Source organism: Halomonas sabkhae (assembly GCF_030409265.1).
GTDB classification, from domain to species: domain Bacteria; phylum Pseudomonadota; class Gammaproteobacteria; order Pseudomonadales; family Halomonadaceae; genus Halomonas; species Halomonas halmophila.
On record NZ_JAUFPM010000006.1, the window covers coordinates 175,790 to 200,786 of the forward strand.

25 protein-coding genes are annotated in these 24,997 nt (G+C 65.4%); 17 read left to right on the forward strand and 8 right to left on the reverse strand.

The genetic code is table 11. The features are described 5' to 3' along the window. Position 1: 1 nt before the first annotated feature. From QWY79_RS05380 to QWY79_RS05415, 8 genes are all read left to right on the forward strand, one after another. Positions 2-1,192, forward strand: a complete 1,191-nt coding sequence (locus QWY79_RS05380) for an iron-containing alcohol dehydrogenase (protein ID WP_290270637.1) — start codon at positions 2-4, stop codon at positions 1,190-1,192. After that, positions 1,189-2,331 (forward strand): mandelate racemase/muconate lactonizing enzyme family protein, encoded by a 1,143-nt coding sequence (locus QWY79_RS05385; RefSeq protein WP_290270639.1) that lies wholly within the window; start codon positions 1,189-1,191, stop codon positions 2,329-2,331. The genes QWY79_RS05380 and QWY79_RS05385 overlap by 4 nt, the downstream gene beginning before the upstream one ends. A gap of 156 nt (positions 2,332-2,487) precedes the next feature. Next, a complete protein-coding gene (gene trkI, locus QWY79_RS05390; RefSeq protein WP_290270641.1) occupies positions 2,488-3,966 on the forward strand; it encodes a Trk system potassium transporter TrkI in 1,479 nt (492 codons plus the stop codon). A gap of 39 nt (positions 3,967-4,005) precedes the next feature. Next, a complete protein-coding gene (locus QWY79_RS05395; RefSeq protein ID WP_290270643.1) occupies positions 4,006-5,988 on the forward strand; it encodes an ATP-binding protein in 1,983 nt (660 codons plus the stop codon). Continuing rightward, positions 5,978-6,691 (forward strand): response regulator, encoded by a 714-nt coding sequence (locus tag QWY79_RS05400; protein ID WP_290270645.1) that lies wholly within the window; start codon positions 5,978-5,980, stop codon positions 6,689-6,691. Before QWY79_RS05395 ends, QWY79_RS05400 begins: the two co-directional genes overlap by 11 nt. A 156-nt stretch (positions 6,692-6,847) precedes the next feature. Continuing rightward, complete coding sequence (locus QWY79_RS05405) at positions 6,848-7,624, forward strand: DUF1499 domain-containing protein (RefSeq protein WP_290270647.1); 777 nt, start codon at positions 6,848-6,850, stop codon at positions 7,622-7,624. Between the two features lie 83 nt (positions 7,625-7,707). After that, on the forward strand, positions 7,708-8,181 hold the full coding sequence (locus QWY79_RS05410) for a YbaK/EbsC family protein (RefSeq protein WP_290270649.1): 474 nt from the start codon (positions 7,708-7,710) through the stop codon (positions 8,179-8,181). A gap of 3 nt (positions 8,182-8,184) precedes the next feature. Continuing rightward, on the forward strand, positions 8,185-8,967 hold the full coding sequence (locus QWY79_RS05415; protein WP_290270651.1) for a sulfite exporter TauE/SafE family protein: 783 nt from the start codon (positions 8,185-8,187) through the stop codon (positions 8,965-8,967). Positions 8,968-9,120: 153 nt separating this feature from the next. Here the strand turns inward: QWY79_RS05415 and QWY79_RS05420 are convergent, their stop codons facing one another. Then, on the reverse strand, positions 9,121-9,471 hold the full coding sequence (locus tag QWY79_RS05420) for a hypothetical protein (RefSeq protein WP_290270653.1): 351 nt from the start codon (positions 9,469-9,471) through the stop codon (positions 9,121-9,123). 11 nt (positions 9,472-9,482) lie between these two features. Continuing rightward, a complete protein-coding gene (locus tag QWY79_RS05425) occupies positions 9,483-10,115 on the reverse strand; it encodes an NAD(P)H-binding protein (protein ID WP_290270655.1) in 633 nt (210 codons plus the stop codon). A gap of 140 nt (positions 10,116-10,255) precedes the next feature. Between QWY79_RS05425 and QWY79_RS05430 the strand changes: the two genes are divergently transcribed. The 5 genes from QWY79_RS05430 to QWY79_RS05450 all read left to right on the forward strand — a co-directional run bounded on the left by QWY79_RS05430 (position 10,256) and on the right by QWY79_RS05450 (position 13,938). Continuing rightward, complete coding sequence (locus tag QWY79_RS05430) at positions 10,256-10,477, forward strand: DUF3820 family protein (protein ID WP_290270658.1); 222 nt, start codon at positions 10,256-10,258, stop codon at positions 10,475-10,477. A 19-nt stretch (positions 10,478-10,496) separates the two neighbouring features. After that, positions 10,497-10,910 carry an alternative ribosome rescue aminoacyl-tRNA hydrolase ArfB gene (gene arfB, locus QWY79_RS05435; protein WP_290270660.1) on the forward strand — a complete coding sequence of 138 codons (414 nt, stop codon included), beginning with the start codon at positions 10,497-10,499 and terminating at the stop codon, positions 10,908-10,910. 227 nt (positions 10,911-11,137) lie between these two features. Beyond that, positions 11,138-11,884 carry an aquaporin Z gene (gene aqpZ, locus QWY79_RS05440; RefSeq protein WP_290270662.1) on the forward strand — a complete coding sequence of 249 codons (747 nt, stop codon included), beginning with the start codon at positions 11,138-11,140 and terminating at the stop codon, positions 11,882-11,884. Positions 11,885-11,992: 108 nt separating this feature from the next. Then, the gene (locus tag QWY79_RS05445; protein WP_290270664.1) at positions 11,993-13,261 is read left to right on the forward strand and encodes a helix-turn-helix domain-containing protein; all 1,269 of its coding nucleotides are present in this window, start codon (positions 11,993-11,995) and stop codon (positions 13,259-13,261) included. A 35-nt stretch (positions 13,262-13,296) separates the two neighbouring features. Beyond that, a complete protein-coding gene (locus tag QWY79_RS05450; protein ID WP_290270666.1) occupies positions 13,297-13,938 on the forward strand; it encodes an NHL repeat-containing protein in 642 nt (213 codons plus the stop codon). A gap of 174 nt (positions 13,939-14,112) precedes the next feature. Here QWY79_RS05450 and QWY79_RS05455 read toward each other — a convergent pair whose 3' ends face one another. Further along, entirely contained in the window at positions 14,113-15,081 is a 969-nt protein-coding gene (locus QWY79_RS05455) for a magnesium transporter CorA family protein (RefSeq protein ID WP_141318836.1), read from the reverse strand. A 152-nt stretch (positions 15,082-15,233) separates the two neighbouring features. Here QWY79_RS05455 and chrA point away from each other — a divergent pair, with 152 nt between their 5' ends. After that, positions 15,234-16,433: a chromate efflux transporter gene (gene chrA, locus QWY79_RS05460; RefSeq protein ID WP_290270669.1), complete on the forward strand. Its 1,200-nt coding sequence runs from the start codon at positions 15,234-15,236 to the stop codon at positions 16,431-16,433. Positions 16,434-16,482: 49 nt separating this feature from the next. Here the strand turns inward: chrA and QWY79_RS05465 are convergent, their stop codons facing one another. After that, the gene (locus QWY79_RS05465; protein ID WP_290270671.1) at positions 16,483-17,196 is read right to left on the reverse strand and encodes a DUF3581 family protein; all 714 of its coding nucleotides are present in this window, start codon (positions 17,194-17,196) and stop codon (positions 16,483-16,485) included. A gap of 329 nt (positions 17,197-17,525) precedes the next feature. Between QWY79_RS05465 and nhaD the strand changes: the two genes are divergently transcribed. Further along, positions 17,526-18,956 (forward strand): sodium:proton antiporter NhaD, encoded by a 1,431-nt coding sequence (nhaD, locus tag QWY79_RS05470; RefSeq protein WP_290270672.1) that lies wholly within the window; start codon positions 17,526-17,528, stop codon positions 18,954-18,956. Between the two features lie 45 nt (positions 18,957-19,001). Here nhaD and QWY79_RS05475 read toward each other — a convergent pair whose 3' ends face one another. After that, positions 19,002-20,066: a DUF3541 domain-containing protein gene (locus tag QWY79_RS05475; RefSeq protein WP_290270674.1), complete on the reverse strand. Its 1,065-nt coding sequence runs from the start codon at positions 20,064-20,066 to the stop codon at positions 19,002-19,004. After that, positions 20,063-20,797, reverse strand: a complete 735-nt coding sequence (locus QWY79_RS05480) for a trimeric intracellular cation channel family protein (RefSeq protein WP_290270675.1) — start codon at positions 20,795-20,797, stop codon at positions 20,063-20,065. Before QWY79_RS05480 ends, QWY79_RS05475 begins: the two co-directional genes overlap by 4 nt. Positions 20,798-21,000: 203 nt before the next feature. Here QWY79_RS05480 and QWY79_RS05485 point away from each other — a divergent pair, with 203 nt between their 5' ends. Then, on the forward strand, positions 21,001-21,471 hold the full coding sequence (locus QWY79_RS05485; RefSeq protein ID WP_290270677.1) for an NfeD family protein: 471 nt from the start codon (positions 21,001-21,003) through the stop codon (positions 21,469-21,471). A 2-nt stretch (positions 21,472-21,473) separates the two neighbouring features. Further along, a complete protein-coding gene (locus QWY79_RS05490; RefSeq protein WP_290270679.1) occupies positions 21,474-22,520 on the forward strand; it encodes an SPFH domain-containing protein in 1,047 nt (348 codons plus the stop codon). Between the two features lie 18 nt (positions 22,521-22,538). Here the strand turns inward: QWY79_RS05490 and zapE are convergent, their stop codons facing one another. Together zapE and astB are read right to left on the reverse strand one after the other, a co-directional pair. Further along, entirely contained in the window at positions 22,539-23,645 is a 1,107-nt protein-coding gene (gene zapE / locus QWY79_RS05495) for a cell division protein ZapE (RefSeq protein ID WP_290270681.1), read from the reverse strand. Between the two features lie 3 nt (positions 23,646-23,648). Continuing rightward, positions 23,649-24,995, reverse strand: coding sequence for an N-succinylarginine dihydrolase (astB, locus tag QWY79_RS05500; RefSeq protein ID WP_435389763.1), 1,347 nt, complete (start codon positions 24,993-24,995; stop codon positions 23,649-23,651). Between the last annotated feature and the right edge of the window lie 2 nt (positions 24,996-24,997).

Consider the following 24,997-nt stretch of genomic DNA (forward strand, 5'->3'; position numbering starts at 1 on the left):
CATGTCGATGAACTTCACCACCGGCCGACAGGTGCCCTTGATGGCCGGCGCCGGCGTGCTGTCGCGGCTGCCCGAACTGTGCCAGGCCCATGGCGCCAGCAGCGCCCTGATCGTCACCGATGCCGGCATCGACGCCACCGACCTGGTCGATCGGCTGGTCTCGCTGCTGGACGATACGCTGCCGGTAAGGCGCTACATCGCGCCCGCCGGCGAGCCGACCCTGGCCACGGTCGACGCCGGCACCGAGGCCGCCCGCAAGCTCGCTTCCCCGCTGGTGATCGGGCTGGGCGGCGGCACGGCGCTGGACATCGCCAAGCTGGTCGCCGCCCTGGCGACGAGCCCCGGCACCATGGCCGATTACCTGCTCGCCCGCCGGCCCTGGTGGGGCCGCCTACCGGCGGTGATGATCCCCACCACTTCGGGTACCGGCTCGGAGGTCACTCGCACCTCGATCGTCGCCGACGACCAGGGCCGCAAGCAGTGGGCCTGGGGCGACGAGCTGCTGCCCGATGCGGTGCTGCTCGACCCCGAACTGACGCGCACCCTGCCGGCGCCGCTGACCGCCGCCACCGGCCTGGACGCCTTCGTGCACGCCCTCGAGGCGACCAGTGGCCAGGGCCGCCACGTCATCATCGAGGCCAGCGCGCTGCAGGCGATGCGCCTGATCGAGCAGGCCCTGCCGCGTGCGGTGACCACCCCCGACGACCTGGAGGCGCGCCAACAGATGCAGGTTGCCGCCTGCCTCGCCGGCCAGGCCATCGACAACGGCGGCACGGGCCTGGGGCACAACATCGGCCATGCGCTCGGCTCGCTCTATCACCTGCCGCATGGCATCGCCGTGACGCTCGGCGTGGAGGCCACCCTGGCCTGGACGATAGCGGGACGCGAGGCCGTTTTCGCCCCGGCGGCCGCGGCCCTGGCGGGTGACGACTCGGCCGGTGACCTGCCTGACCGCTTCAGCGCCCTGGTCGATGCCGCCCGCTTCGACGCGGCGCTGGCGCCCTTCACCGATCTCGAGATGGATGCCGAGGCCCTCGCTACGACCATGCAGGCCGAGGAGAACGCTCCCATGGCCAACAACGCCGCCCGACAGCCGGACCGCGACGACTGGCGCAGTCTCGCCGAAGCCACGGTGGCGCTGTTCGAGCGCCGCCGAGCCGCCCTCGACACCGTCCGGGAGGAGACGGCATGAGTGTCATCGAACGCATCGACATCAGCCACCACCAGCAACCGCTCGAGCCGCCCTTCCCGGCGGCCTGGGATAGCCAGCCGCGTCGATTGTTTCCGGCGACCCTGGTGCGGGTGACCGACAGCGAGGGGCGCGAAGGCATCGGCTCCGGCGATGTCATGTACGGCTTCGAGGACTTTCGTGCGCTGTTCATCGGCCGCGATCCGCTGGACCTGGAACGCCACAGTGGGGTGATCGACAACATCGGCTTTCACGCCGGCCGCTGCTGGCCGCTGGAGGTCGCGCTCTGGGACCTCGCCGGCAAGATCCGCGGCGAGCCGGTCTGGCGCATGCTCGGCGGCACCTCGAATCGCCTGCGCGCCTATGCCTCCAGCGGCACCCACCGCCCCCTCGAGCAACTGGTCGCCCTCGCCGAGCAGGTGCGCGACGCCGGCTTTCCGGCCATGAAGCTACGCTTCGGGCGTCCTCGCATCGAAGACGACCTGGCGGCCCTGGCGGCGGTACGCCGGACGCTCGGCGAGTCCTTCACCCTGATGGTCGACTGCAATCAGGGCTGGCGCATGCCCTGGGACGTGCAGGCGCCCTGGGACCTGGCCAAGGCCACCGAGGTAGCCGAGGAACTGATCCGTCACCGGGTGCTGTGGATGGAGGAACCGCTCTACCGGGGCGACTATCCCGGCATGGCGGCGCTCAACGCGCACACCGGCGATCAGCTGAAGATCGCCGGCGGCGAAATGACCCGCGAGCCCTACGAGTTCCACGAAATGCTGCGCCGCGACTGCCTGGACGTCTACCAGCCCGATGCCGTCTGCTCAATCGGCATGCTGGGGCTGTCACGGCTGGCGCAGGACGTCACCGAACAGGGCAAATGGTTCACCCCGCATACCTGGGGCAACGGCATCGGCGTGATCGCCAACCTGCACCTGACCGCCGGCAGCGTGGGTCCCGAAGGTTGCCCCTACCTCGAGTTCCCCTTCGATCCGCCGGAGTGGACGCCCGAGGCACGCGACTTCCCGCTCGCCACACCGCTTATGACCGACGGGGCCGGCTGGCTGACCCTCTCCGACGCGCCGGGGCTGGGCATCACACTCGAGGAGCAGCGCCTGAACGACACCCGGGCCGACCGGGCGACCTATAGGTAAGCTCGGTGCATGCCACGCCAGAACCTCGCCATGGCCACAGCGCCAGGAGAGCCATGCCTGATTGCCATTAGTCCGGGTAAATTTACGGACTTTTTACAGCGACCCATGATTTCATACCCATCTCAGTCAGTGAGGCGGATGAAAAGGGGGCCTTCCATGCCTTACGCCCCAAGGGTCACGGAGACGTTGCGCCGGTGGGCACCCATTCTCAAGGTGCTCGCCGTATTATGGCTGGTGCTGGCCATCTTCATGACGGTGCCGCTGCTGGTACTGATCATCGAGGAAGACCCTGATGCAGGGGCCTTCGCCCTCTCGGTGGGCATCGTGCTGGCGGCCACGTGCCTGTCCTGGCTATTAACCTGGCGGATTCCACTCAGTCTCAAGCCGTGGCAGATGTTCGTCCTGACAACGACTTCCTGGGTCTCCATCAGTAGCTTCGCCAGTTTGCCGCTGGCTCTGGGAGCGCCGCAGTTGTCATTGACCAATGCCGTGTTCGAATCCGTATCGGCGATCACCACCACCGGGTCAACGATACTGGTCGATATCGAGTCACTGTCGGATGGTCTCAAGCTGTGGCGGGGCATCATGCAATGGCTCGGCGGTATCGGCATCATCGTCATGGGTATCGCCATCCTGCCATTTCTCAAGGTCGGTGGCATGCGCCTGTTTCATACCGAATCCTCTGACTGGTCCGACAAGGTGATGCCGCGTACAGGCGGCATTGCCAAGGCAACCTTGGGGATCTACTGTAGTTTTACCTCGCTGGCCGCCGCGGCCTACTATCTGGGTGGCATGCCCCCACTCGACGCCATCGTGCATGCCATGACGTCCATGGCCACCGGAGGCTTCGCCAATTCCGATGCCTCCTTCGGCGCTTATGCCGAGCAGCCCCATATCCTCTGGATGGCAAGCTTTTTCATGCTGTGCGGCGGTTTGCCTTTCGTGCTCTATATCCGCTTCCTGCGCGGCTCGCGCATGGCATTGGTGCGTGACCAGCAGGTACAGGGGCTGGTACTTCTGCTGCTGGTCGTCATTCTGACACTCACGGCCTGGCGTATCAGTCAGGGCACCCCGGCATTTGCTTCACTGACTCATGTGACCTTCAATGTCATTTCCGTGGTCACCACCACGGGCTATGCCTCGGACGATTACAGTGCCTGGGGCGCGACGGCCTTCGTCGCGTTTTTCTATCTCACCTTCGTGGGTGGCTGCAGCGGCTCAACCAGCGGCGGCATGAAGATTTTTCGCTTCCAGGTAGCCATGCTGTTGCTGCGCGATCAGTTGCGTTACCTGATTCATGCCAGTGGTGTCTTCGTCTCACGCTACAATCAACAGGCGCTGACAGACGATATCACCCGTGGGGTTGTCGCCTTTTCGTTTTTCTTTTTCCTGACAATAGCCGGGCTGGCGCTGGGGCTGAGCCTTATGGGCCTGGACTTCACCACATCGCTGTCCGGTGCGGCCACGGCGGTTGCCAACGTCGGCCCGGGGCTGGGCGAGACCATCGGTCCAGCCGGCAATTTTGCGCCCCTGCCGGATGCTGCCAAGTGGTTGCTCTGTGTCGGCATGCTCATGGGACGCCTGGAGATCCTCACGGTCCTGGTTCTGTTGACCCCGATGTTCTGGCGACAATAGCCGGTACGTGAAACTGTACTGGATTGACAGGACCCTGCCATGACGCGACTTTCCCACACTTCAATGTACGGCCCGCAAATACTCGCGGCCCTGAGTGGCGGCAGCGAGGATGCCGCCTTGATTCGCTCGGCACACCGTTTGGCCGAGCGCGATCAACTGCCCTGGGGAGCCGTTCATGTGGACAAGGGTGACAACGATGCCGACCGTCGCCTCGCCCTTGAGCAGGGAGCGTCACGAGTCGCGCTCCTGGGGGGCGATATGCACTGGATCCAGGGGCAGAACCGCCAGGCGGAATTGCTGCACTTTGCTGAGGAAAAACGTGTCGCGACCCTGCTGGTAGGCCACCCGCGCCCTTACGGGTGGCGCTTCTGGCGCCGCTCGCTGAACGAGCGACTGCTCCGCGGGGGCGGCTCCTTCGATCTGGTCATGATCGCCGAGACACGCAAGCGCCCTCGGTTCACACCACATCGCACCTGGGCACGGCCACAGCTGCGTGAGCTATTGATCGCAGGATCGAGTTCTCTGCTGGCACTGGCGGCAGCCGGCCTGCTGCAGACCTGGCTGGAGCTGGCCAACCTGTCACTGGTATTTCTCGCCGCCGTACTGGCGAGTGCCGCTCTGGCCGGGACCAGGGCGGCCATGCTGAGTGTTCTGCTGGGCTTTCTGTTCTTCAATTTCTTCTTTACTCAGCCACGCTTCACACTGGTGATTCTCGAAACTGAGCAGTTGCTGACGGTCAGCTTCTTTCTGCTGGTGGCGGCGGTCGTAGGTCAGTTGGCCGGCACCGGACGGCGACGCCTGTATGCCCTTCGCCATAGTCGGGAACAGTCACAACGTTTACTGGCCTACTCACGCTCTCTTGCCGCAGCCACCGACCGGGACCAGGTCTGCACCATCAGCCTCTCCACTATTGAGCGATGGCTGCATACTCCGGTCGCCTTTCTGGAGGTTGAGCCGGACGCCAGCCAGCCCCGCATTCAACAGGCCATTCCTCAGGGTACCGTGCTCGACGCCTCTGCCCTGAGCGACGCCAGCTGGAGCTGGCAACATCAACGCCCCAGCGGAGTGGGCACCGGCCAGGTCGACGAGATCGCCCCGAACTGGCGTATGCTGCCACTAATATCGCGAGGCCGTAGTATCGGCCTGGTCGCTATAAAGCTGGGCGAACGCCACACCCCGCTCGACCCCGAACATGAAGCCCTGCTGGAATCCTTTACCAGCCAGATGGCCATGGCGCTGGAACGCACCCGCCTGGTCAGCGAACTGGAGAGCACGAAAATCTCCGAGGAGAATGAACGCTTGCGCTCAGCGCTTCTATCGTCCGTCTCCCATGATCTGCGCACTCCTTTGGCATCCATCATCGGCTCGGCGAGTTCATTGCGCGACCTTGAGTCGCAACTGAGTACGCAAGACAAAAAGGAACTGCTGGCCGGCGTTCTCAGCGAGAGCGAGCGTCTTGACCGCTACATTCAGAACCTTCTGGACATGACCCGGCTAGGACACGGCACGCTCAGGATCGAGCGTGACTGGGTCTCGCTGGATGACCTGGTCTCGGCCGCCGTGCAGCGTCTTGGACCTGAGCGTGACAGCATCGAACTACAGCGTGACTGGGCAATGAACCTGCCACTACTGCATGTCCATCCTGCCTTGATCGAGCAAGCCTTGCTGAATGTCCTCGACAATGCCGCGCGCTTTTCTCCTCCGGGCGGCCTAGTGTGGATTCAGGGACGGCTCGATGCCGACTGTCAACAGCTCGAAATACGTGTCGTGGACCAGGGGCCCGGGATTCCTCCTGACAGGCGTGAAGTGGTGTTCGACATGTTTCAGACCGGCAGTGATGGCGACCGCAGCCGATATGGCAGCGGGTTGGGACTGGCCATCTGCAAAGGCATGGTCGCTGCCCATGGCGGAAGCGTGAATGCGCGCCTGGGGCCGCATGGGGTTGGAACAATGATTACGCTCTACTTGCCATTGCCCGATATGCAGCATCCGCAATGCCGGGAGTCTCAGCATGCCGACTGAACGCGACACGGTGCTGGTGATCGACGATGAGCCTCAGATCCGACGCTTCCTGCGCATCAGTCTCGTGTCCCAGGGGTTCAAGGTGGTCGAGGCCGACACCGGTTCAAGCGGCCTCTTCAGAGCGCGTGAAACATTACCGGAGATTGTCCTCCTCGATCTGGGGCTGCCCGACATGGATGGTCAGCAAGTACTTCAGGAATTGCGCACTTGGAGTAAGGTCCCTGTCATCATTGTCTCGGTGCGTGGCCAGGAAGCCGAGAAGGTGCGTGCCCTTGACCAGGGCGCCAATGACTATGTCACCAAACCGTTCGGTATCCAGGAGCTGCTGGCTCGCGTGCGCTCGCTGTTGCGGCAGCAGCGGCCAATGGATGTGACAACCTCCGTCTACCACGCCCCTCATGCTGGATTGACCATCGACCTGGCCGCCCACTGGGTCACCCTGAATGGTGCGGCTGTACACCTGACGCCAAAGGAATTTGCGGTGCTCGAGACACTGACCAGGCAGGCCGGCCACGTGGTGACACAGACACAGCTGCTGCGTGGCGTCTGGGGCCCCGGGCATGCCCGCGATAGCCACTACCTGCGTATCGTGATCAGCAAGCTACGCCAGAAACTGGGCGATGACCCGCAATCACCAACGCTGCTGCAGACCGAAGCCGGCGTTGGCTATCGACTCAAGGTTTTCCAGGCCCACTCACCCTGAGCCATGTCGCTGCGCCAGCGGCGCACAGGCAGTAGACTCTTGGCGCGGACAAGCCCCATGCCAGCGGGCCAGGTCGCGATTTCCCGCGAGCGGGTCGGCAAACCGGGGGTCGGGGGCCTATGCTGGGGCTTGTGATGTCGAGCAGGAGAAGCGGATATGTCGTCCCTGAGTTTCAAGCCTCGCCCGCGGGGTGGCCGCTGGCCGGTGATGTTTGCCTGGCTGGGTGTGTTGCTGCTGGTGGTGGCGCTGATCATGATGGCCATGGCGGGGCCGGCCTACCGCCTGGAATGGCTGTCGCTCGCCGACTCGTTCAACCTGCTGCGCAAGGGCGCTCATCTGGCCGTGGGCGCGGGAGTGCTGGGGCTGCTGACCTTCATGGTGGCCGGGCTGTGTCGTCGCTGGCGGCCGGCACTGGCGGGCATGCTGGTCATCCTGACAGTGGCCGCGGCTGTCGCCCTGCCCGCCCACAAGATGCAACTGGCCCGCAGCGTGCCACCGATTCACGACATCACCACCGACATGACCGAGCCGCCGGCTTTCCAGGCCCTGGCCGAGGCGCGGCGCGAAGCACCCAATGCGCTGGCGTATCCGGGTGACGCCACCGCCGACCAGCAACGCGCCGCCTACCCGGAGCTGGCGCCGCTGCTGCTCGATGCTTCCGTCAGCCAGGTCATGAGCGCCGTGGAAGCCGCCGCCAGGGAGCAGGGCTGGGAGATCGCCGAAGCCACGGCAACCCGCCTGGAGGCCACCGCCACCACCCGCTGGTTCGGCTTCGAGGATGACATCGTGGTGCGGCTGAGCGAGACCCCGGAGGGGGTTCGCGTCGACATGCGCTCCGCGTCACGCCTCGGCCGCAGCGACCTCGGCACCAATGCCGCCCGCATTCAGGCCTTTCTCGAGTCGATTCAGGGACGGATCCCTGCCGCGGACTGATACCTGCACGTCATGGCCGGATTCGCTATCATCATGAGCCTGTTAACCACTCACGCGGGCAGGGATGATTCAAGGAGCCGCTCATGAGCCTCGACACCGTACGTCTTTTTCTCGCCGAGCACGCCCCCGACATCGAGATCCTGGAACTCGAGACCAGCACGGCCACCGTGGCCGAGGCGGCCGAGGCACATGGCGTGGCCCCGGGGCAGATCGCCAAGACCCTGGCCTTTCGCATCGGCGAGCGGCAGGTACTGATCGTGGCCGGTGGCGATGCACGCTTCGATAACCGCAAGATGCGTGACACCTTTCAGGGCAAGGCCAGGATGCTCGATGCCGAGACCGTGCTGGCCCTGACCGGACATCCCGTGGGCGGCGTCTGCCCGTTCGGCCTGGCCACGCCCGTGCCCGTGTATTGCGATGCCTCGCTCAAGGCCCATGACGAGGTGCTGCCGGCCGCCGGGGCGTTCAACAGCGCGGTGCGCCTGGCTCCGGAGCGTCTGGCCGAGCTGGTCGATGCCGAATGGGTAGACGTCTGCCAGGCCAGGGAGGTGGTCTGAGCCATGGCCGACCTCTTGTGGTATCAGTATGCCCTGATCGGCCTGATCTTCACCTGGAGCGGCTTCGTCCGCACCAGCCTTGGCTTCGGCGGTGCGGTGCTGTCGCTGCCCTTCCTGTTGCTGATCCTCGATGAGCCGGTGGTCTTCCTGCCGATCATCGCCATTCAGTTGCTGATCTTCTCCAGCTGGATCGCCTGGCGCGGCCATCGTCAGGCGCGTGCGGCCGAGAACGATGCACAGCGCGCTGATGGCAACATCGACTGGCGCTATCTGTGGCGGGCGCTGAAGGTCATGATCGTGCCCAAGCTGATCGGCGTGGTGGGGCTCCTGACGCTGCCGGGCAACATCATGTCGATCATCATCTTCGCCATCGTGCTCATCTACGGCACCAGCTATCTGCTCAACAAGCCGTTTCGCAGCCGCGGCAAGGTCGTCGACTGCACCTTGCTGGGATTGGGAGGCTATGTCAGCGGTACTTCCTTGATCGGGGCGCCGCTGATCGTCGCGGTGTTCGCCAGCCACGTGGCGAAACACCAGCTGCGCGACACGCTGTTCGTGCTGTGGTTCATCCTGGTGGCGATCAAGATGGTCTCCTTTCTCATCGCCGGCGTGGACCTGCAGCTGGTCCATCAGCTGTGGCTGCTGCCCTGTGCCCTGCTCGGCCACCTGCTCGGCGAGCGCGCCCACCGCTTCATGCTCGACGCGGGCGGCGAATTCTTCTTCCGGGTGCTCGGCGGGGTGCTGATTGTGGTCAGTATATTGGGGCTGATCGTCGGCGCCGGCTGAGAGGGTGTTTACAAACTACTGCGCTCGCCCATGCGGCGTTGAAATCAGCCTCAAAATGCTCATTTACCAACTCGTAAACTCCGCTTTTTCGGCTGATTTCGCCTGGTCTGGCCGTCGCTCGTGACTTTTGTAAACACCCTCTAAGGCGGGCATTCAGGCGCGAGCCGCCAGGGCTCGCTGGTATTCGGCGCGATAGGCTTCGGCCTGGAGCGCCGGGTCGGCGGGCAGGCGCCCCAGCTCGGCGGCCAGTTCGAAGAAGCCGGCGGCCGGCAGCCCTTCACCGCGCTGGCTGATCACCAGCGCGGCGATCATGGGCCGTCCCTGCTGGACATCGTCGCGCATCAGTATCTCCAGCGCCGTGGTGACGCGCTGGATGGTACGCGGCGGCGTCAGCGCCAGCACCTCGGCCAGGCGCCGATAGGTCAACGGCAATGCCGCTTCGGGGGCGTTTTCCAGCACCTGGCGCACCCGGTCGGCCAGGTCACGCGCTTCCGGCGATGGCATACGAGACTCCGTCACGACAGGGCGTCGCCGATGTCGCGCTGCCCATCGAGCAGAACCAGGTCGCGATCGACCAGCGAGCGGGCCTGCACCGCGTGCAGCAGGGCATGAGCCACATTGGCGCGGGAAATGCGATTCTCGCCATTGGCCTCTTCGAGCGAAGTGGCCAGCTTGCCGGTCGCGGCCTCGTCCGTCAGACGGCCCGGTTTGAGGATGACGTGCGGCACGCTGACGTGGCGCAGGTGGGCATCGGCGGCGAACTTGGCGGCCATGTAGGGGCGCAGTTTCTCCGGCGCGGTCAAGGGGTCTTCGGCACGCATGGCGCTGACCATCAGATAACGCGACATGCCCAGCTCGCTGGCTAGGTCGGCCGACCGGATCGCGCCGTACAGATCGATCAACAGCGTCTTGTCGGGGCCGGTATGCGGACCGGAGCCGGCGGTGAAGACCACCTGATCGCAGCCCGCGAAGGCATGGCGGAAGTCGCCCTCCAGATCGCCGATCACGCTGTCGATGCCGTGCTCGTCGAACCAGGCCTGCTGATCCTCACTACGCACCATGGCCTTGATCGGCTCGCCGGCCGCCCTGGCCAGCTCGCAGAACTGGCGGCCGATCTGCCCGTTGGCACCGATTACCAATGTCGTCATGCTGCCTCCTTGGATGGGAATGCTCTTCCGTCAGTGCGGGCCACCGGGCCACTATTCAAGGTCGAGCGGATCATGACGCGACGTGACTCGACCGCCGTCTTCTCGCAAGATGTCAGGATCATCATGCAAGGAGCCCAACCGTGAACCCCGAGGACCTGGAACGACTGCTGACCCTGAAGATGCCGTTCGGCAAGTATGAGGGCACACTCATCGCCGACCTGCCCGGCCCCTACCTCAACTGGTTTGCCCGGGAAGGCTTCCCCTCCGGGGAGATCGGCCGGCTGCTGCATCTCATGCATGAAATCGATCATAATGGTCTCGGCCATCTGCTCGAGCCCCTTCGACAGTCATCGCCAACATGAGCGCGCTTTCAAGGACCCTATGCTACGCATTTCCAATACGGTCGAGCTGACCGAACAGGAGCTCGAGATCTCCCAGATTCGCGCCCAGGGCGCGGGCGGCCAGAAGGTCAACAAGGTGGCGTCGGCGGTTCATCTGCGGTTCGACATCCCTCATTCGACGCTCCCCGCCTTCTACAAGGAGCGCTTGATGACGCTGCACGATCAGCGCATCAGCAAGGACGGCGTGGTCGTCATCAAGGCGCAGAATCATCGCACTCTGGAGCTCAACAGACAGGATGCCCTGGAGCGGCTGCGTCAGCTGATCCAGGACGCCGTCAAGCAGCGCAAGACCCGCAAGCCGACCAAACCGACCAAGGGCTCGCAGCGCCGCCGGGTCGACAAGAAGGTCAACAAGGGCAGAACCAAGGCGCTGCGCGGCAAGGTCAAGCTGTAAGACCCGCACCGCTCGGGAGGGACCCGCCACGGCCAAGGCGACGGTGCCTATCCGGGCAGTTCCACCGTCTATATATTAGATAATAATTATACATTATTTTACATTTGTTGCTTTGTCATAATCTGTGCTGCCGACTCAGACTGAAAATGGTCGTTCGTCCCAGCGACCCAAGACTCTTCCACGTCGAGAGAGCTTTGATCGACGCAATGTCTTGGAGGGACATGGACATGGAAAGATATATCGCCGAGTTCATCGGCACTCTCTGTCTGGTCTTGTTCGGTTGCGGCAGCATAGTGCTCAGCGCGAGTTTTCCGTCGCTGGGCATAGGGCTCCTGGGTATTGCCCTGGCCTTTGGCCTGACCATGCTGACCATGGCATTGGCCATCAGCCATATCTCCGGCTGCCACCTCAATCCCGCCGTTTCCATCGGCCTATGGGCGGGTGGCCGCTTCCCCGGCAATGAACTGCCCTACTACATCGCTTCACAGCTCATGGGGGCCCTGATTGCCGCGGGCATGCTGTACCTCATCGCCTCAGGCAAGCCCGGCTTCGATTTCTCGCAGGGTTTCGGTGCCAATGGTTATGGCGAGCATTCCCCGGGTGGCTACGATGTCATCTCCGCCCTGCTGACCGAAACGCTCATGACCATGATCTACGTCTTCGTCATGCTCGGCGCCACCGACAAGCGTGCCCCCGCAAGGGTCGCACCCTTCGCCGCCGGCCTGTGCCTGACGATGATCTACCTGATCAGCGTGCCGATCACCAATGGCTCGATCAATCCAGCACGCAGCACCAGCGCGGCGATGTTTGTCGGTGACTGGGCCATGGATCAGCTGTGGCTGTTCTGGATCGCACCCATGACCGGCGCCTTGCTGGGCGCCGTGGTGTACCGCATGATCAGCGGTGCCTGGCAGGAAGAAGACGCCGAGGAAGCCGCCCCCGAAACCGAGAAGGACCCGAGCCACATCGTCTGACGCCGGGCTGCTCGATCCGCTCCGCCAGCCACTTCCTCGCGCGTTCTCCATGCCCCACCCTCGTGGCATGCCCCCTTCGGGCGCGTGGATGCTCGCGAGTTCCGCGCCATGGGGTATAGTGGCAGGATCGGGAATGGCCATGATGACGACACTGCGATGGATGCCCTGATCGCGGCTGCGGGACGCGCGCTCGCGAAGGGCGACCCGCTCGACGCACTGAACCGAATCGCCTTGCGCGAGGACGCGTCGGCCCTCGCCCTGAGAGGCATTGCCCTGGCGCAGCTCGGCGATCTCGCGCTGGCCCGGGAGCGCCTGCGTGATGCCACACGCGCCTTCGGCTCGCGGGCGGTGGTGGCCCGAGCGCGATGCGTCGTCGCCGAGGCCGAGATCGCGCTCGTCTCGCGTGATCTCGGCTGGTCCGCGCCCGCCCTCGGCGACGCCCGTACCACCCTCGAGGCACACGGCGATCTCGTGAATGCCTCGCATGCCCGCCACCTCGAGGCCCGCCACCTGCTGCTGCGCGGTCGCCTCGACGCTGCCGACCAGATGCTCGCCGCCATCGATCCCGCTGCCCTGCCACCTGCCTTGCGGGCCGCCCACGAGCTCGTGCTGGCGGGGGTCGCGACACGACGCCTCAAGACCGGCCGGGTCCATGCCGCACTCGCCAGGGCCGAGCAGGCCGCGCGTGCCGCCGGCATTCCGGCCCTGCTGGCGGAGATCGAAGCCGCTACCCGGGTGCTGCACACCCCCGCGGCGCGCCAGATGACGCGTGGCAACGAGCGCCCGCTCCTGCTTGCGGATGTCGAGGCCCTCCTGGCATCACAGGCCTTCGTGGTGGATGCGTGTCGTCATGTCGTGCGCCACACCGACACCCTGGTATCGCTGACCCGGCGGCCGGTGCTGTTCGCGCTCGTGCGTATCCTGGGCGAGGCGTGGCCCGTCGACGTACCGCGGGAAACCCTCATCAAGCGCGCCTTCCGCACGCGCTACGTCGATGAAACGCATCGCGCGCGATTGCGGGTCGAGATCGGTCGGCTGCGCACGGTGCTACGCTCGCTGGCCTCGGTGAACGCGACGCGCCGCGGCTTCTCGCTGGTACCCGATGACGCTCACGAGGTCGTCGTGCTGGCGCCTCCCGACGATACCCCGCATGCCGATGTGCTGGCACTGCTCGCCGACGGCGAGGCCTGGTCGAGTTCGGCCCTGGCATTCGCTCTGGGAGTCAGCCAACGCACCGCTCAGCGCTCGCTCGATGCGCTGGCGACGACCGGCAAGGTACAGGCGTATGGCCGCGGACGGGCACGACGCTGGATGGCAGGCACCATCCCCGGATTCACGACAACCTTGTTACTCCCCGGTCCACTGCCGAGCGGCTAGCCTTAGCCAGGTAACCGACAACCCAGGAGAAGACAATGCAACGACATTCAGCCGAAGTGATCCGCGAGTACGGCCCCTTTCCCGGCATCGACTGCGTGCATGGCGTGTCATTCGATGGCCGCTCCATCTGGCTGGCGACCGGCGAGACGCTGACCACCCTCGATCCGGGCAGCGGCCACACAGGGCGTGCGGTGGATGCCGCCGCAACCGCCGGCACGGCCTTCGATGGCCAGCACCTGTTCCAGATCGCCGGCAAACGCATCCAGCGCATCGACCCGGAAACGGGGGACGTGCTCGCGACGATACCCTCGCCCAACGGTGAGGATGACTCGGGACTGGCCTGGGCCGAAGGCACCCTCTGGGTGGGGCAGCACCATGGGCGCAAGATTATTCAGGTCGACCCCAGCACCGGCGAGGTGCTGCGCACCCTCGAATCCAACCGCATGGTCACCGGGGTCACCTGGGTCGACGGCGAACTCTGGCACGGCACCTGGGAAAACGGCGAGAGCGATGTACGGCGGATCGACCCGCATACGGGCGAGGTCCAGCAGAGCCTAGACCTGCCGGGCGACACCGGCGTCTCGGGCCTCGAGTCCGACGGGGCCGACCGCTTCTTCTGCGGCGGCGGACCCAGCGGCCGGCTGAGGGCCATCCGCCGCCCGCAGCGGGATATGTGACCTCCCGGCCTCGAGCGAGGGTGCTGGTCGTCCTGTCAGGGAGTCTCGGCACCCCGCTCCTCGATGTGTGGCCCCTCACGATGCGACCGGGTCGGTCCTGCCGCCAGCATGCATATCGCGCCGCACCGGGTATGGCGGGCATCTCGCACATGCTGTTGTTGCCTCGGCAGCCTGTTACAGCCAGCGCTTGCGTCGGAACAGATACAGCATGCCGGCCACCAGCGCCAGCATGACGCCAAGCAGCAGGAAGTAGCCATAGCGCCACCCAAGCTCGGGCATGTGGGCGAAGTTCATGCCATACAGCCCGGCCAGGAAACTCAGCGGCACGAAGATGGCGGTAATCACCGTCAGGATGCGCATGGTGCTGTTGAGCTGGTGGGAGGACAGCGAGAGATAGCCGTCCACCAGATCGCCGCAGATGTCGTAGTACATCTGGGTCAGCGTCAGCAGACGATCGAAACGCTCATGCACATCATTGATGGCGTGCAGCGTTTCCTCCTTGGACCGCGACAGATGCTGGTAATCCGAGCCGAGCAGTTCCTGGGTAATGCCGACGTGATAGTTGAAGATACGGCGCATCTTCACCAGCCGCGAACGATAGGCGATCACGCGGCGCATCAGGGCATCGCTGCCGTCATTGACCAGCGCGTCCTCGATACCGCTGAGCTGGGTGTCGAACTCCAGCAGGCTATCCAGATAGAAGCCGGCCGAGGTATACATGACGCGCAGCGCCACATACTCCGGTGAGCGCTCGAGCAGACGAGCACCCTCACGCTCGAACAAGCGGTCGATGCTCATGGCCCTCCCCGGATGCAGACTGATCAGGAAGCGCTCGCCGAGCACGAACACCATCTGCTGAGGGACATAATCCAGCTCGCTGTCGAAGGCCGAAATGCCGCGGTAGAGAATCAGTGTGTGGTGGTCGAATTCCTCGATCTTGGGCGGGTGCAGGTCCCGCAGGGCATCGTCGACGGCCATGGGATGGCAATCGAAGGCCTCGAGCAGCGCGCGTTTGCTGTCGGCATCCTCGCCCTGCAGGTCGATCCAGATGCGGCTCTCGGGCGAGTCGCGCCAGGTCGCGATCTGTTCTTCGCCGCCGGGCGTCGCCTGGCCTTGCGTATCGAGCAGCAGGGTACGAATCATCGTCTTGTCATCTCTCGGTGATAATCTGATATGCCAAAATACGCCATGGCCTGTGGGCCGGACCATACCTCATGGGTTCTGCCGAGGCTCGGCCGGGCCGGATCACAGGCCGCGGGCCACCATCCATCGCACTGCACGGATTGACCCTCATCATGTCGTCATCGCCTGAAAGCCGCCCTGCCAGGGAAGTGTTTCGCGCCTTTCTGTTGCTCGGACTGACCGCCTTCGGCGGCCCGGTGGCCCACCTGGGCTATTTCCGCGAGGCATTCGTCAAGCGTCGCCAATGGCTCGATGAACATGCCTACGCGGATCTGGTGGCGCTGTGTCAGTTCCTGCCCGGCCCGGCGAGCAGCCAGGTGGGATTCGCCCTCGGGATGATGCGGGCCGGCCCACTGGGCGGCCTGGCGGCCTGGACGGCCTTCACCCTGCCTTCGGCCCTGCTGCTGATGCTGTTCGCCATGGGAGCCGGCAGCCTCGACGGTGTGGTCGGCAACGGCCTGCTGCAGGGCCTCAAGGTGGTGGCCGTGGCCATCGTCGCCCATGCGGTCTGGGGCATGGCACGCAACCTCTGCCCGGATAGCCAGCGAGCCGCCATCGCCGTCGCCGCCACGCTGCTGGTCACGGCGCTGGGGGGCACCTTGGGTCAGGTCGTGACCATCGTGCTCGGCGGACTGGCCGGCCTGCTGTTCTGCCGTGGCAGCACCGAGGCACGGCCACCGGTGCCGGGCATCGGCATTTCCCGCCGCGGCGGCCTGCTCTGCCTGGGCCTGTTCCTGGCCCTGCTGCTGGGCCTGCCGATGCTGGCGGCGACGGGGTCGGGCCTGGCCCTGTTCGATGCCTTCTACCGCGCCGGCGCCCTGGTATTCGGTGGAGGGCATGTGGTGTTGCCACTGCTCGATGCAGCCGTCGTCCAGCCCGGCTGGGTGAGTGCCGACGACTTCCTGGCCGGCTATGGGGCGGCCCAGGCGGTACCCGGCCCGCTCTTCACCTTCTCGGCCTATCTGGGCATGGCGGCCGATACGGTGCCCGGGGGCCTGATCGGGGCGGGACTGGCCCTGGTGGCCATCTTCCTGCCGGGCATGCTGCTGTTGATGGCGGCTCTGCCGTTCTGGAACAGCCTGCGCGAGCGCACCACCATCCAGGCGCTGATGCGCGGCGCCAATGCCGCCGTGGTGGGGTTGCTGGTGGCCACGCTGTATCAGCCGGTGTGGACCAGCGCGATCCTCGGGCCCCGCGAATTCGCGCTGGCGCTGGTCGGCTTCACGCTGCTGGCCGTCTGGCGACAGCCGGCCTGGATGGCCGTGCTGGTATGCGGCCTGGGTGGAGTGGTGCTGAACCTGGTGCCTGGCTGACACGGCGCCAGCCGCATCATCGTCGGCAACCTGGCGAGACGGAAGGTCCTTACCAGCTGGCCTCGTAGTCGGCCTTCAGTCGATAGAATTCATCGACGATGTCATCCATGGCGCCGGCGTCATAGTCACACAGGCCGCTGACGACCAGCTTCTTGGCGCCACTGCCGATCTCCTCGCCACCGGCGACGATGCGGAAGTCCAGCTGCACGTCGCCGCGCTTGCCGGCCACGTCCAGTGACGACGCCAGCAGCTCCAGGCCGGGGTCGTCCCCATCCAGGCGGTTCAGCGAGAATCCCATGCTGTCGTAGATCACCAGCGGACGACGCGGGTTGAACATGACGCCATGGTCTTCCATCAGCGGCTTGAGGTAATGCGGAAAATTCTTGCCGGAAAACGCCACATAACAGCGCGTGAAGGCCTCCACCACGGCTTCGTCGTGAGTGACCTCGCCATCCCGACACACCTCGAGATAACACTTGTCGGCATCGTCCAGCACCCGGATCACGCCGTCCTCGCCCTCGCTGAAGGTCAGCGGCACACTGTCGCCGACCATGCTCAGGAAACGGAAGGTCATGTTCTGTGACAGTCCGAAGTGCGCCAGCACCAGCGCGAACAAGAGGTCTCCCGGGACGCAGAAACGCCGCGCATCCGCATTGTGGATAGGGTTGTAGTCACCGGCCACACGCTTGGCGAAGCGGCTCGCTTGATCGGCGGTTATGTGGATGCGCGAGCCCGTGCGCGAGTGATAATCGTCGAGAAACATGCGTCGAAGTCTGCCTGTGTCATTGGCGTTGCTGAACTCATCCGGCATCCCGGCCGGCACCTGCAGATGATGCCATAAAAATCCCCTCACGGGGCGCCCGTCTGGGCCCCGGGCCATCTCCCGGCATGTTGCGCCGACTGTCAAGCATATCGCTATCTCCTACCAAAGGGGCAGGCCAAACCACCATGTCAACGCTGACAAAATGGTAAGATTTACGGGATTTTTCGTCCTTTTCCGGCCATTTAACAACCAGGTTAATAATGATGCTGCAAAGTTTCTGTCGCCCCGCACACAGATCACGACGTGGCCCCCTTCTCACGCCCCGGCTGATGCTGGCCTGCGTCGCCTTGCTGACCCTGTTTCCGACGCTTCCGGCCTTCGCCGCCAGTGGCGGGCTCGACCTGACCACCTCCTTCGTCGGCTTTCTGGCGGTCGCCGTCTTCGTGCTGGCCTATGCGCTGGTCATGGCCGAAGAAAAGCTGCACATGCGCAAGTCCAAGCCGGTACTGGTCGCCGCCGGCATCATCTGGGCCCTGATCGGCTGGGTCTACGTCAAGGCCGGCATGCCCAGCGAGTCGGAGCATGCCTTTCGCGAGACCCTGCTCGAATTCAGTGAGCTCATGCTCTTCCTGCTGGTGGCGATGACTTACATCAACGCCATGGAAGAGCGCAATGTCTTCGATGCGTTGCGCTCCTGGATGGTCCGCAAGGGCTTCAGCTATCGCATGCTGTTCTGGCTCACCGGGGTGCTGGCCTTCGTCATCTCGCCGATCGCCGACAACCTGACCACCGCCCTGCTGATGTGTGCCGTGATCACCAAGGTGGCCGAAGGCGACAAGCGCTTCATCAACCTGGCCTGCGTGAACATCGTGGTGGCGGCCAATGCCGGCGGCGCCTTCAGTCCCTTCGGCGACATCACCACGCTGATGGTCTGGCAGGCCGGCCTGGTGCACTTCCAGGAGTTCTTCGCGCTGCTGGTGCCGTCACTGGTCAACTTCGTGATTCCCGCCCTGGTGATGAGCTGCTTCATCCAGAACCGCAAGCCTGCCGGGGTCGAGGAAGATATCTGGCTCAAGCGCGGGGCGCGGCGCATCATCTGCCTGTTCTTCCTGACCGTGGCCACCGCCGTGGCCTGCCACACCCTGCTGCACCTGCCCCCGGTACTCGGCATGATGACCGGCCTGGGCTATCTGCAGTTCTTCGGCTATTACCTGCGCCAGAGCCTGCCGCGCTCGCTGGAACGCAAGCGCAGCCGCTACACCCAGCGTGGCGACTGGAAGAAGCTCGAACAGCTGGGCAGTGTGGTGCCCTTCGATGTCTTCAACCGCGTGGCACGCGCCGAGTGGGATACGCTGCTGTTCTTCTACGGCGTGGTCATGTGCGTCGGCGGCCTGGGCTTCATGGGCTACCTGGGGCTGCTCTCCGATGTGCTCTATACCCAGTGGGATGCCACCTGGGCCAATGTCGCCCTGGGCGTGGTCTCGGCGGTGGTCGATAACATCCCGGTGATGTTCGCCGTGCTGACCATGGAACCCGACATGTCCCATGGCCACTGGCTGCTGATCACCCTGACGGCCGGCGTCGGCGGCAGCCTGCTGTCCGTGGGCTCGGCCGCCGGCGTGGCGCTGATGGGCCAGGCACGTGGCAACTACACCTTCATGGGGCACCTGCGCTGGAGCCCGGTGATCGCGCTGGGCTACGTCGCCAGCGTCATGGCCCACCTGTGGATCAACGGCCACAGCTTCACGCTGCACGGTTGAAGCGATCCGGGCGATGCGTGCCTGTCCGTCGTCGCCCGGGATCGCTCACAGGCTCAGGTCGGGCCCGGGGTAGAGCCGCTCCGGCCAGTCCAGTAGCATGATCGCCAGCACATTACGGTGTTCGCCCTGGGCAGGGTCGAGACCACCCTGTTCGGCGGGCACCATGCGAGCCTCGGCGTCATAGCGGGCCAGCAGTGCGTCGCGCAGTCGACGCACCGCCGGATGCGCCTCGCGCCCTGCCAGCAGGAAGCTGATGCCGACCTCGGTAAAGATATCGGCCTTGGTATCCCGCAGGATCCGCTCCAGATCGGCGGCGAATTCCTCCAGTATCCAACCGAACTCGTCGGCCGACACCGGCCGCTGATAGTAGTCGCTGGCCGCGATCACGAAGTGCGTCATGCCGTAGATCTTGTTGCGATAGGAAGCCCGGGACAGACCGGCATCACGCTCGGGCGGATAGTGGGCACGAAAGGCCTGGATCGAGGCCTGGCGCAGATCGGCCACGCCCAGCTCATCCAGGTAATAGACCAGATTGGCCACCTGGGCGGCGTAGACTTCCAGCGGTCCCGGAGCCGTCACGAAGGCGCGAAAGTCCAGGCTGCGCAGATAGTCCAGTGCCTGACGGTAGCCCGGCAGGTCCGAGTCGTTGAGCAGCCCGTGGTAGCGGGCCTGGGTGAGCCGGAAGGCCAGCCCCTTGGCGTAGGCGATATCGCCCCACTCGGCCAGCATCTGCTTGCGGCGTCGCTGCTTGGCGGTACGTTCGGGGTAGTCCCGGCGTGCGTCCTCGGCGCGTTGCGCCACCACGGCCGGCTGACTCAGCCCCGGGATCTCCGCGCGCAGTTCCTCGACCAGTTGCTCGCCATAGGCACGATTGAGCGGCAGGTAACGCGCTTCGCCGGTAATGCGATACAGGCGTTGTGCATAGTGACGCCGATCACTCATCGGCAGATCCGGCAGGATGGCCTCGTAATGCTGACGGATCTCGGCGGCCACCCGGGTGTAATCTGCCGCGTCGTGATGCACCCCGCCGGCACAGCCACCGAGCCACAGCAGCAGGAGCAGCCAGGCCAGGCGCGGCCGGGCGATATGCCATGACGGCAGCGCTATCATGCCCGATCCTTGCGGCGCGCCGTGCGTTCGGGCGGCAGCAGCTTGACCCGCGCCTTGGGCCGACGGCGCGGCGGCGGGGCTTCGCCTTCCCGGGTGGGTGGTGCCGGGCGCTCGACCTCGACCCAGGCAAAGACCGGCAACGCCAGGCGCCAACGTATCGCCGCCAGACGCAGGCCCAGGGTGATGGCCAGACCGCCGCCCATGGCAGCCAACAGGGTAGCGCCGAGGGCCTGCAGGCCGACGAAGGCCATGCCGCCGGCGATGGAGGCCGTGGCATAGATTTCCTGGCGCAGCACCATGGGCACCCGCCGCGCCAGCACATCACGCATCATGCCGCCGGCCACCCCCGTCAGCAGCCCCATCAGCACCGCCACGACGCCCGAGGTCTCGAGCAGCAGCGCCTTGTGCGCGCCGAGCACCGTGAACAGTGCCAGGCCGAAGGCATCCGCCACCGGCAGGAAGACCCGCGACAGGCGGTGAATGTAATGGAAGCCCAGGATGGACAGCCCGACCGTGGCCAGGATGACCCACAGATAGGCCGGATCCTCGACCCAGAATACCGGCCGAACCCCGAGCACCAGGTCACGCAGGGTGCCACCGCCAATGCCCGTCATGGCGGCCAGCACCAGCATGCCGAAAGGATCCATGCGCGACCGGCAGGCGAGGATCACGCCCGAGAGGGCGAAGACGATCACGCCAATCATGTCCAGCCAGTAGACCACACCTGTCACCTGCTACCTCCGCTCTGCCGCATCATCCTGCTGGGGTATCCTGTTGCCCGGCATGGCGCCGCGTCCTGCCGGGGATTGCCGCCGCAACCGGCGGCCTGCTGAAAGAATCCACCGCCGGCGGTGACAACACCCGTGTCCTGCCCGCATCATAGCAGCATGACGGCGCGATCCGCTGGTGCGCCGCCTCAAGAACCGGAGACATCATGGACTGGAATCCTGCCTATACCTGGCTGGTCATCGGCCTGCTGCTGGGGCTTGCCGAGCTGACATCCGGCGCCTTGCTGTTGCTGGCGCTGGGCCTGGCCGCCGCCCTGACCGCCGGCGTTGCCGCCCTGGGGCTCGCCCTGCCCTGGCAACTGCTCGCCATGGGGGCGTTCTCCGGCATACTGCTGCCGCTGACGATCTGGTTCATCCGCCCCTGGTTCTCGCCCTCCGGCGTCGCCTACGGCACCACCGGCACCGGGGTGGAACAGGGCTCGACGTACCGCGTCATCCAGCGTGATTTCGATGGCGCCCTGGGCATCAAGGTCAATGGTGACTTCTACCGGGTGCGCCTCGAGGCATCGGTGGATACGACCAGTAAACCACAGCTTGCGGCGGGCATGCTCGTCACCTTCAAGGAATTCGATGGCACCACCGCCATCGTCTCGATCGCTGACCACAAGGAAACCTGACCATGGATTTACCCATCAGCCCGGGGCTGATTCTCAGCCTGCTCATCGTCGTCATCGGCATCGTCGTCATCATCAAGGGGCTGGTCGTCGTGCGCCAGTCGGAAGTGATGGTCATCGAACGGCTGGGCTCCTTCAATCGCCTGCTCGAAAGCGGCATCAACATCATCATTCCGTTCATCGAGCAGCCGCGCGCCATCACCATGATCCGCTACCGCAAGTCCGGTGACGACTATCACGCCATCACCAGCGACGAGACACGCATCGATCGCCGCGAAACCGTCATGGATTTCCCCGGCCAGCCGGTGGTGACCACCGACAACGTCACGGTGACCATCAATGGCGCGCTGTATTACCAGATTATCGACCCCAAGCGGGCGGTCTACGAGGTCGAGAACATGAGCCAGGCGGTGGAGGTGCTGGCCAAGACCACCCTGCGTTCGGTGGTCGGCAAGATGGAACTCGACAAGCTCTTCGAGTCACGTGCCGAGGTCAACAACGAGATCCAGGCCGCCATGGAAGAAGCCGCCTCCAAGTGGGGCGTGAAGATCTCGCGGGTCGAGGTGCAGGATATTGCCATGCCCGAGGAAGTCGAGTCGGCCATGCGCCTGCAGATGGCCGCCGAACGCAAGCGCCGCGCCACCGTGACCGAGGCCGAAGGCGAGAAATCCGCGGCCATCGCCACCGCCCAGGGCCAGCGCGAGTCCGCGATTCTCAACGCCGAGGGCGACAAGGAATCCGCCATCCTGCGCGCCCAGGGCGAGCAGGAGTCGATCAAGCTGGTGCTCAACGCCCTCGGCGACAGCGAGGACAACAAGCAGACGGTGGTCGGCTATCTGCTCGGCCAGAGTTACATCAAGGTACTGCCCAAGATGGCGCAGGAAGGTGAGCGCGTCTTCGTGCCCTACGAATCCTCCGCCCTGCTGGGCTCCATGGGCATGTTCCGCGAACTGGCCGGCTCACCGGAAGACGCCGTGGCCTCGCACCTCGGCGCCGGCGGCGACCGAGCCCCCTTGCGCAGCGGCATGGTGGGCGGCGCTAGCAGCGGCTGAGCCGGGGCGCGCAACGGCTCAAGGGCCGAAGCGCGCCAGTTGCATCTCGCGCAGGCGACTCAGGGTGCGCCGGAACGGGAAGGCCAGGTGCCCGGCGGGATAGAGTTCCTCCATAGCCACCCGGGCCTCGATATACAGCGGGATGCCGCGGTCGTAGCATTCGTCGACCAGGGCGATGAAGCGCCGCACGCCATCGTCCTGGCGCGAGAGTGGCGGTAGTTCGCGGTCACCGGCATCGACGCGTTGCCCGGCGTCCTCGGTGCCACGCGCGATTCGCGCGGCCCGGGGCGTGCCGGCCAGACAGGGCACCTCTCCCAGCACGATTCGGCGAAAGCGGTCGCACAGAACGATGAAGTCCAGCGCCGAGAGCGGCCGCTCGCAGAGCGCATCATAGTCACACCACAGGGTGTCATCGCCACGGGCACGCACCCGGATGGCGCGATGCCCCAGGCTGATCGCCTCGTCGCTGGCGGGCCGGCCGTGATTCAACCGCTCGAACACGGCCGGCAGCACGCTGTACTCGGCCTCGCCGCGGACCCAGTAGCGAGGTTCCGGCGCCCCGGGATGGCGCCGATGATCCTGTTCCCCCTCCAGGTGCACCACCCGAGTGCCCTGCTCGATCGCCGCGATGGCCGGCAGGAAACGCTCGCGGTTGAAGCCATCGGCATACAGGTCGGCCGGCGCCTGATTGGAGGTGGTGACCAGCGTTACGCCCTGCTCGAACAGTTCGGTCAGCAAGCGCCCCAGCAGCATGGCATCGGCGATATCGTTGACGAACAGCTCATCGAGGCATAGCACACGGGCTTCACCGACCAGCTCGGCGGCCAGCCGCGCCAGCGGATCCGCCGTGCCGGTCAACTGAAACTGGCGGCGATGCACCCAGCGCATGAAGTGATGGAAATGCTGGCGAATGACCGGCACGCCCAGGCTGCGCTGAAAGGCATCCATCAGCCAGGTCTTGCCACGCCCCACGGTGCCCCAGAGATAGACCCCGGGCACCCGGGGCTCGCCCCGCGCCAGCGACTGGTGCGTCTCCTCCAGCACCCTCACGGCCTGCCATTGAGCCTCATCGGCGACAAAGCCCGCCTCCAGCGCGGCCTGATAGGCCAGAACCGGTGAGGTCATGCCTCAGCCGAGCTGGAAGGGGTAGACATTGCCGAGCCCGAGGAGTCGCGACAGTTCGTCGAGGGCGACGCGGCATTCCTCGGCGAGCTGCGGGTCGGCGAGGTCCGCCGGACTCAGGCGGTCGCGGTAGTGGCGCTGGACCCAGGTCGTCAGCTCGCCATGCAGGGCGTCGTCGAGCAGCACACGGCCGGAAATCGCCGCGCGCTCGCGGGCCGAGAGGGCCACGCGCAGGCGCAGACAGGCGGGGCCACCGCCATTGCGCATGCTCTGCTTGACGTCCTTGACCACTACCTCGCTGATCGGGTTGTTACCGGCCAGCAGGTGATCCTGGATGCAGCGCCATACCGATTCGCGCTCCTGACACTCGCCGGGCACCACCAGGGTCATGCTGCCGTCGGGGTTGCTGAGCAGCTGCGAGTTGAACAGGTAGGAGGCCACGGCATCCTCGAGACTGACCGCCTCGCTGGGCACACGCACCGGGATCAGCGGCTCGGGCATCTTCGCGCGCAGGGCATCCAGGGTAGCTTCCTCGTCCCGGAAGGCCATGTCGTGGTAGAGCAGCACGGGACCATTGCCCACGGCGATGACGTCGTTGTGGAAGACGCCGGCGTCGATGGCGTCCGGATGCTGCTGAGCGAAGACGGTCTGCGCCTCGCTCAGGCCGTGCTGACGAGCCACCGCCTGACTGGCTTCGAGGGTCTGCCGGGCCGGGAAGCGAGCGGGCTCGACACCATCACCACCGAAGGCCTGACGCCCGTAGACGAACAGATGCACGCCGGCTTCACCATGCTCGGCACACAGCCGGGTATGGTTGGCCGCGCCCTCATCGGAGAAGGCCGGGGTGGCCGGCAGCGCCGGATGATGGGCGAAGTGCGCAGAGTCGGCAAAGATCGACGCCAGCACTCGCCCGGTGGTCGGCGGCTCCAGGTAGCGATGGAAGCTCGACTGCAGGTTGGCCGGCGTGAAGTGCACGCGACCATCGGCGGCATCCCGGCCGGGCGTGACCGTGGCCGCATTGGCGGTCCACATGCTGGACGCCGAGCACACCGCGCGTAGCACCTGAGGCGCCTCGTCGGCCGCCCGGGCCAGCACCTGCGCATCGCTGCCGGTGAAGCCCAGCTCGCGCAGCGCCCCGAGGTCCGGCCGCTGTTGAGGCGGCAGCACGCCCTGGGCATAGCCGGCCTCCATCAGCGACTTCATCTTTTCCAGGCCCTGCAGCGCGGCCTCGCGGGGATTGGCGATCAGCCCCTGATGGGTCATCGAGGCCATGTTGCCATGGGCCAGCCCGGAGTAGTTGTGCGTCAGGCCGACCAGGCCATCGAAGTTGACTTCGCGCACATCCTGAATCATCT

What these genes read in the sequence shown, in the direction of transcription:
- QWY79_RS05380 (WP_290270637.1), top strand. Translation starts at nt 2, where the DNA reads ATGTCGATGAACTTCACCACCGGCCGACAGGTGCCCTTGATGGCCGGC.
- QWY79_RS05385 (WP_290270639.1), top strand. Translation starts at nt 1,189, where the DNA reads ATGAGTGTCATCGAACGCATCGACATCAGCCACCACCAGCAACCGCTC.
- trkI (WP_290270641.1), top strand. Translation starts at nt 2,488, where the DNA reads ATGCCTTACGCCCCAAGGGTCACGGAGACGTTGCGCCGGTGGGCACCC.
- QWY79_RS05395 (WP_290270643.1), top strand. Translation starts at nt 4,006, where the DNA reads ATGACGCGACTTTCCCACACTTCAATGTACGGCCCGCAAATACTCGCG.
- QWY79_RS05400 (WP_290270645.1), top strand. Translation starts at nt 5,978, where the DNA reads ATGCCGACTGAACGCGACACGGTGCTGGTGATCGACGATGAGCCTCAG.
- QWY79_RS05405 (WP_290270647.1), top strand. Translation starts at nt 6,848, where the DNA reads ATGTCGTCCCTGAGTTTCAAGCCTCGCCCGCGGGGTGGCCGCTGGCCG.
- QWY79_RS05410 (WP_290270649.1), top strand. Translation starts at nt 7,708, where the DNA reads ATGAGCCTCGACACCGTACGTCTTTTTCTCGCCGAGCACGCCCCCGAC.
- QWY79_RS05415 (WP_290270651.1), top strand. Translation starts at nt 8,185, where the DNA reads ATGGCCGACCTCTTGTGGTATCAGTATGCCCTGATCGGCCTGATCTTC.
- QWY79_RS05420 (WP_290270653.1), bottom strand. Translation starts at nt 9,471, where the DNA reads ATGCCATCGCCGGAAGCGCGTGACCTGGCCGACCGGGTGCGCCAGGTG.
- QWY79_RS05425 (WP_290270655.1), bottom strand. Translation starts at nt 10,115, where the DNA reads ATGACGACATTGGTAATCGGTGCCAACGGGCAGATCGGCCGCCAGTTC.
- arfB (WP_290270660.1), top strand. Translation starts at nt 10,497, where the DNA reads ATGCTACGCATTTCCAATACGGTCGAGCTGACCGAACAGGAGCTCGAG.
- aqpZ (WP_290270662.1), top strand. Translation starts at nt 11,138, where the DNA reads ATGGAAAGATATATCGCCGAGTTCATCGGCACTCTCTGTCTGGTCTTG.
- QWY79_RS05445 (WP_290270664.1), top strand. Translation starts at nt 11,993, where the DNA reads ATGGGGTATAGTGGCAGGATCGGGAATGGCCATGATGACGACACTGCG.
- QWY79_RS05450 (WP_290270666.1), top strand. Translation starts at nt 13,297, where the DNA reads ATGCAACGACATTCAGCCGAAGTGATCCGCGAGTACGGCCCCTTTCCC.
- QWY79_RS05455 (WP_141318836.1), bottom strand. Translation starts at nt 15,081, where the DNA reads ATGATTCGTACCCTGCTGCTCGATACGCAAGGCCAGGCGACGCCCGGC.
- chrA (WP_290270669.1), top strand. Translation starts at nt 15,234, where the DNA reads ATGTCGTCATCGCCTGAAAGCCGCCCTGCCAGGGAAGTGTTTCGCGCC.
- QWY79_RS05465 (WP_290270671.1), bottom strand. Translation starts at nt 17,196, where the DNA reads ATGTTTCTCGACGATTATCACTCGCGCACGGGCTCGCGCATCCACATA.
- nhaD (WP_290270672.1), top strand. Translation starts at nt 17,526, where the DNA reads ATGCTGGCCTGCGTCGCCTTGCTGACCCTGTTTCCGACGCTTCCGGCC.
- QWY79_RS05475 (WP_290270674.1), bottom strand. Translation starts at nt 20,066, where the DNA reads ATGATAGCGCTGCCGTCATGGCATATCGCCCGGCCGCGCCTGGCCTGG.
- QWY79_RS05485 (WP_290270677.1), top strand. Translation starts at nt 21,001, where the DNA reads ATGGACTGGAATCCTGCCTATACCTGGCTGGTCATCGGCCTGCTGCTG.
- QWY79_RS05490 (WP_290270679.1), top strand. Translation starts at nt 21,474, where the DNA reads ATGGATTTACCCATCAGCCCGGGGCTGATTCTCAGCCTGCTCATCGTC.
- zapE (WP_290270681.1), bottom strand. Translation starts at nt 23,645, where the DNA reads ATGACCTCACCGGTTCTGGCCTATCAGGCCGCGCTGGAGGCGGGCTTT.
- astB (WP_435389763.1), bottom strand. Translation starts at nt 24,995, where the DNA reads ATGATTCAGGATGTGCGCGAAGTCAACTTCGATGGCCTGGTCGGCCTG.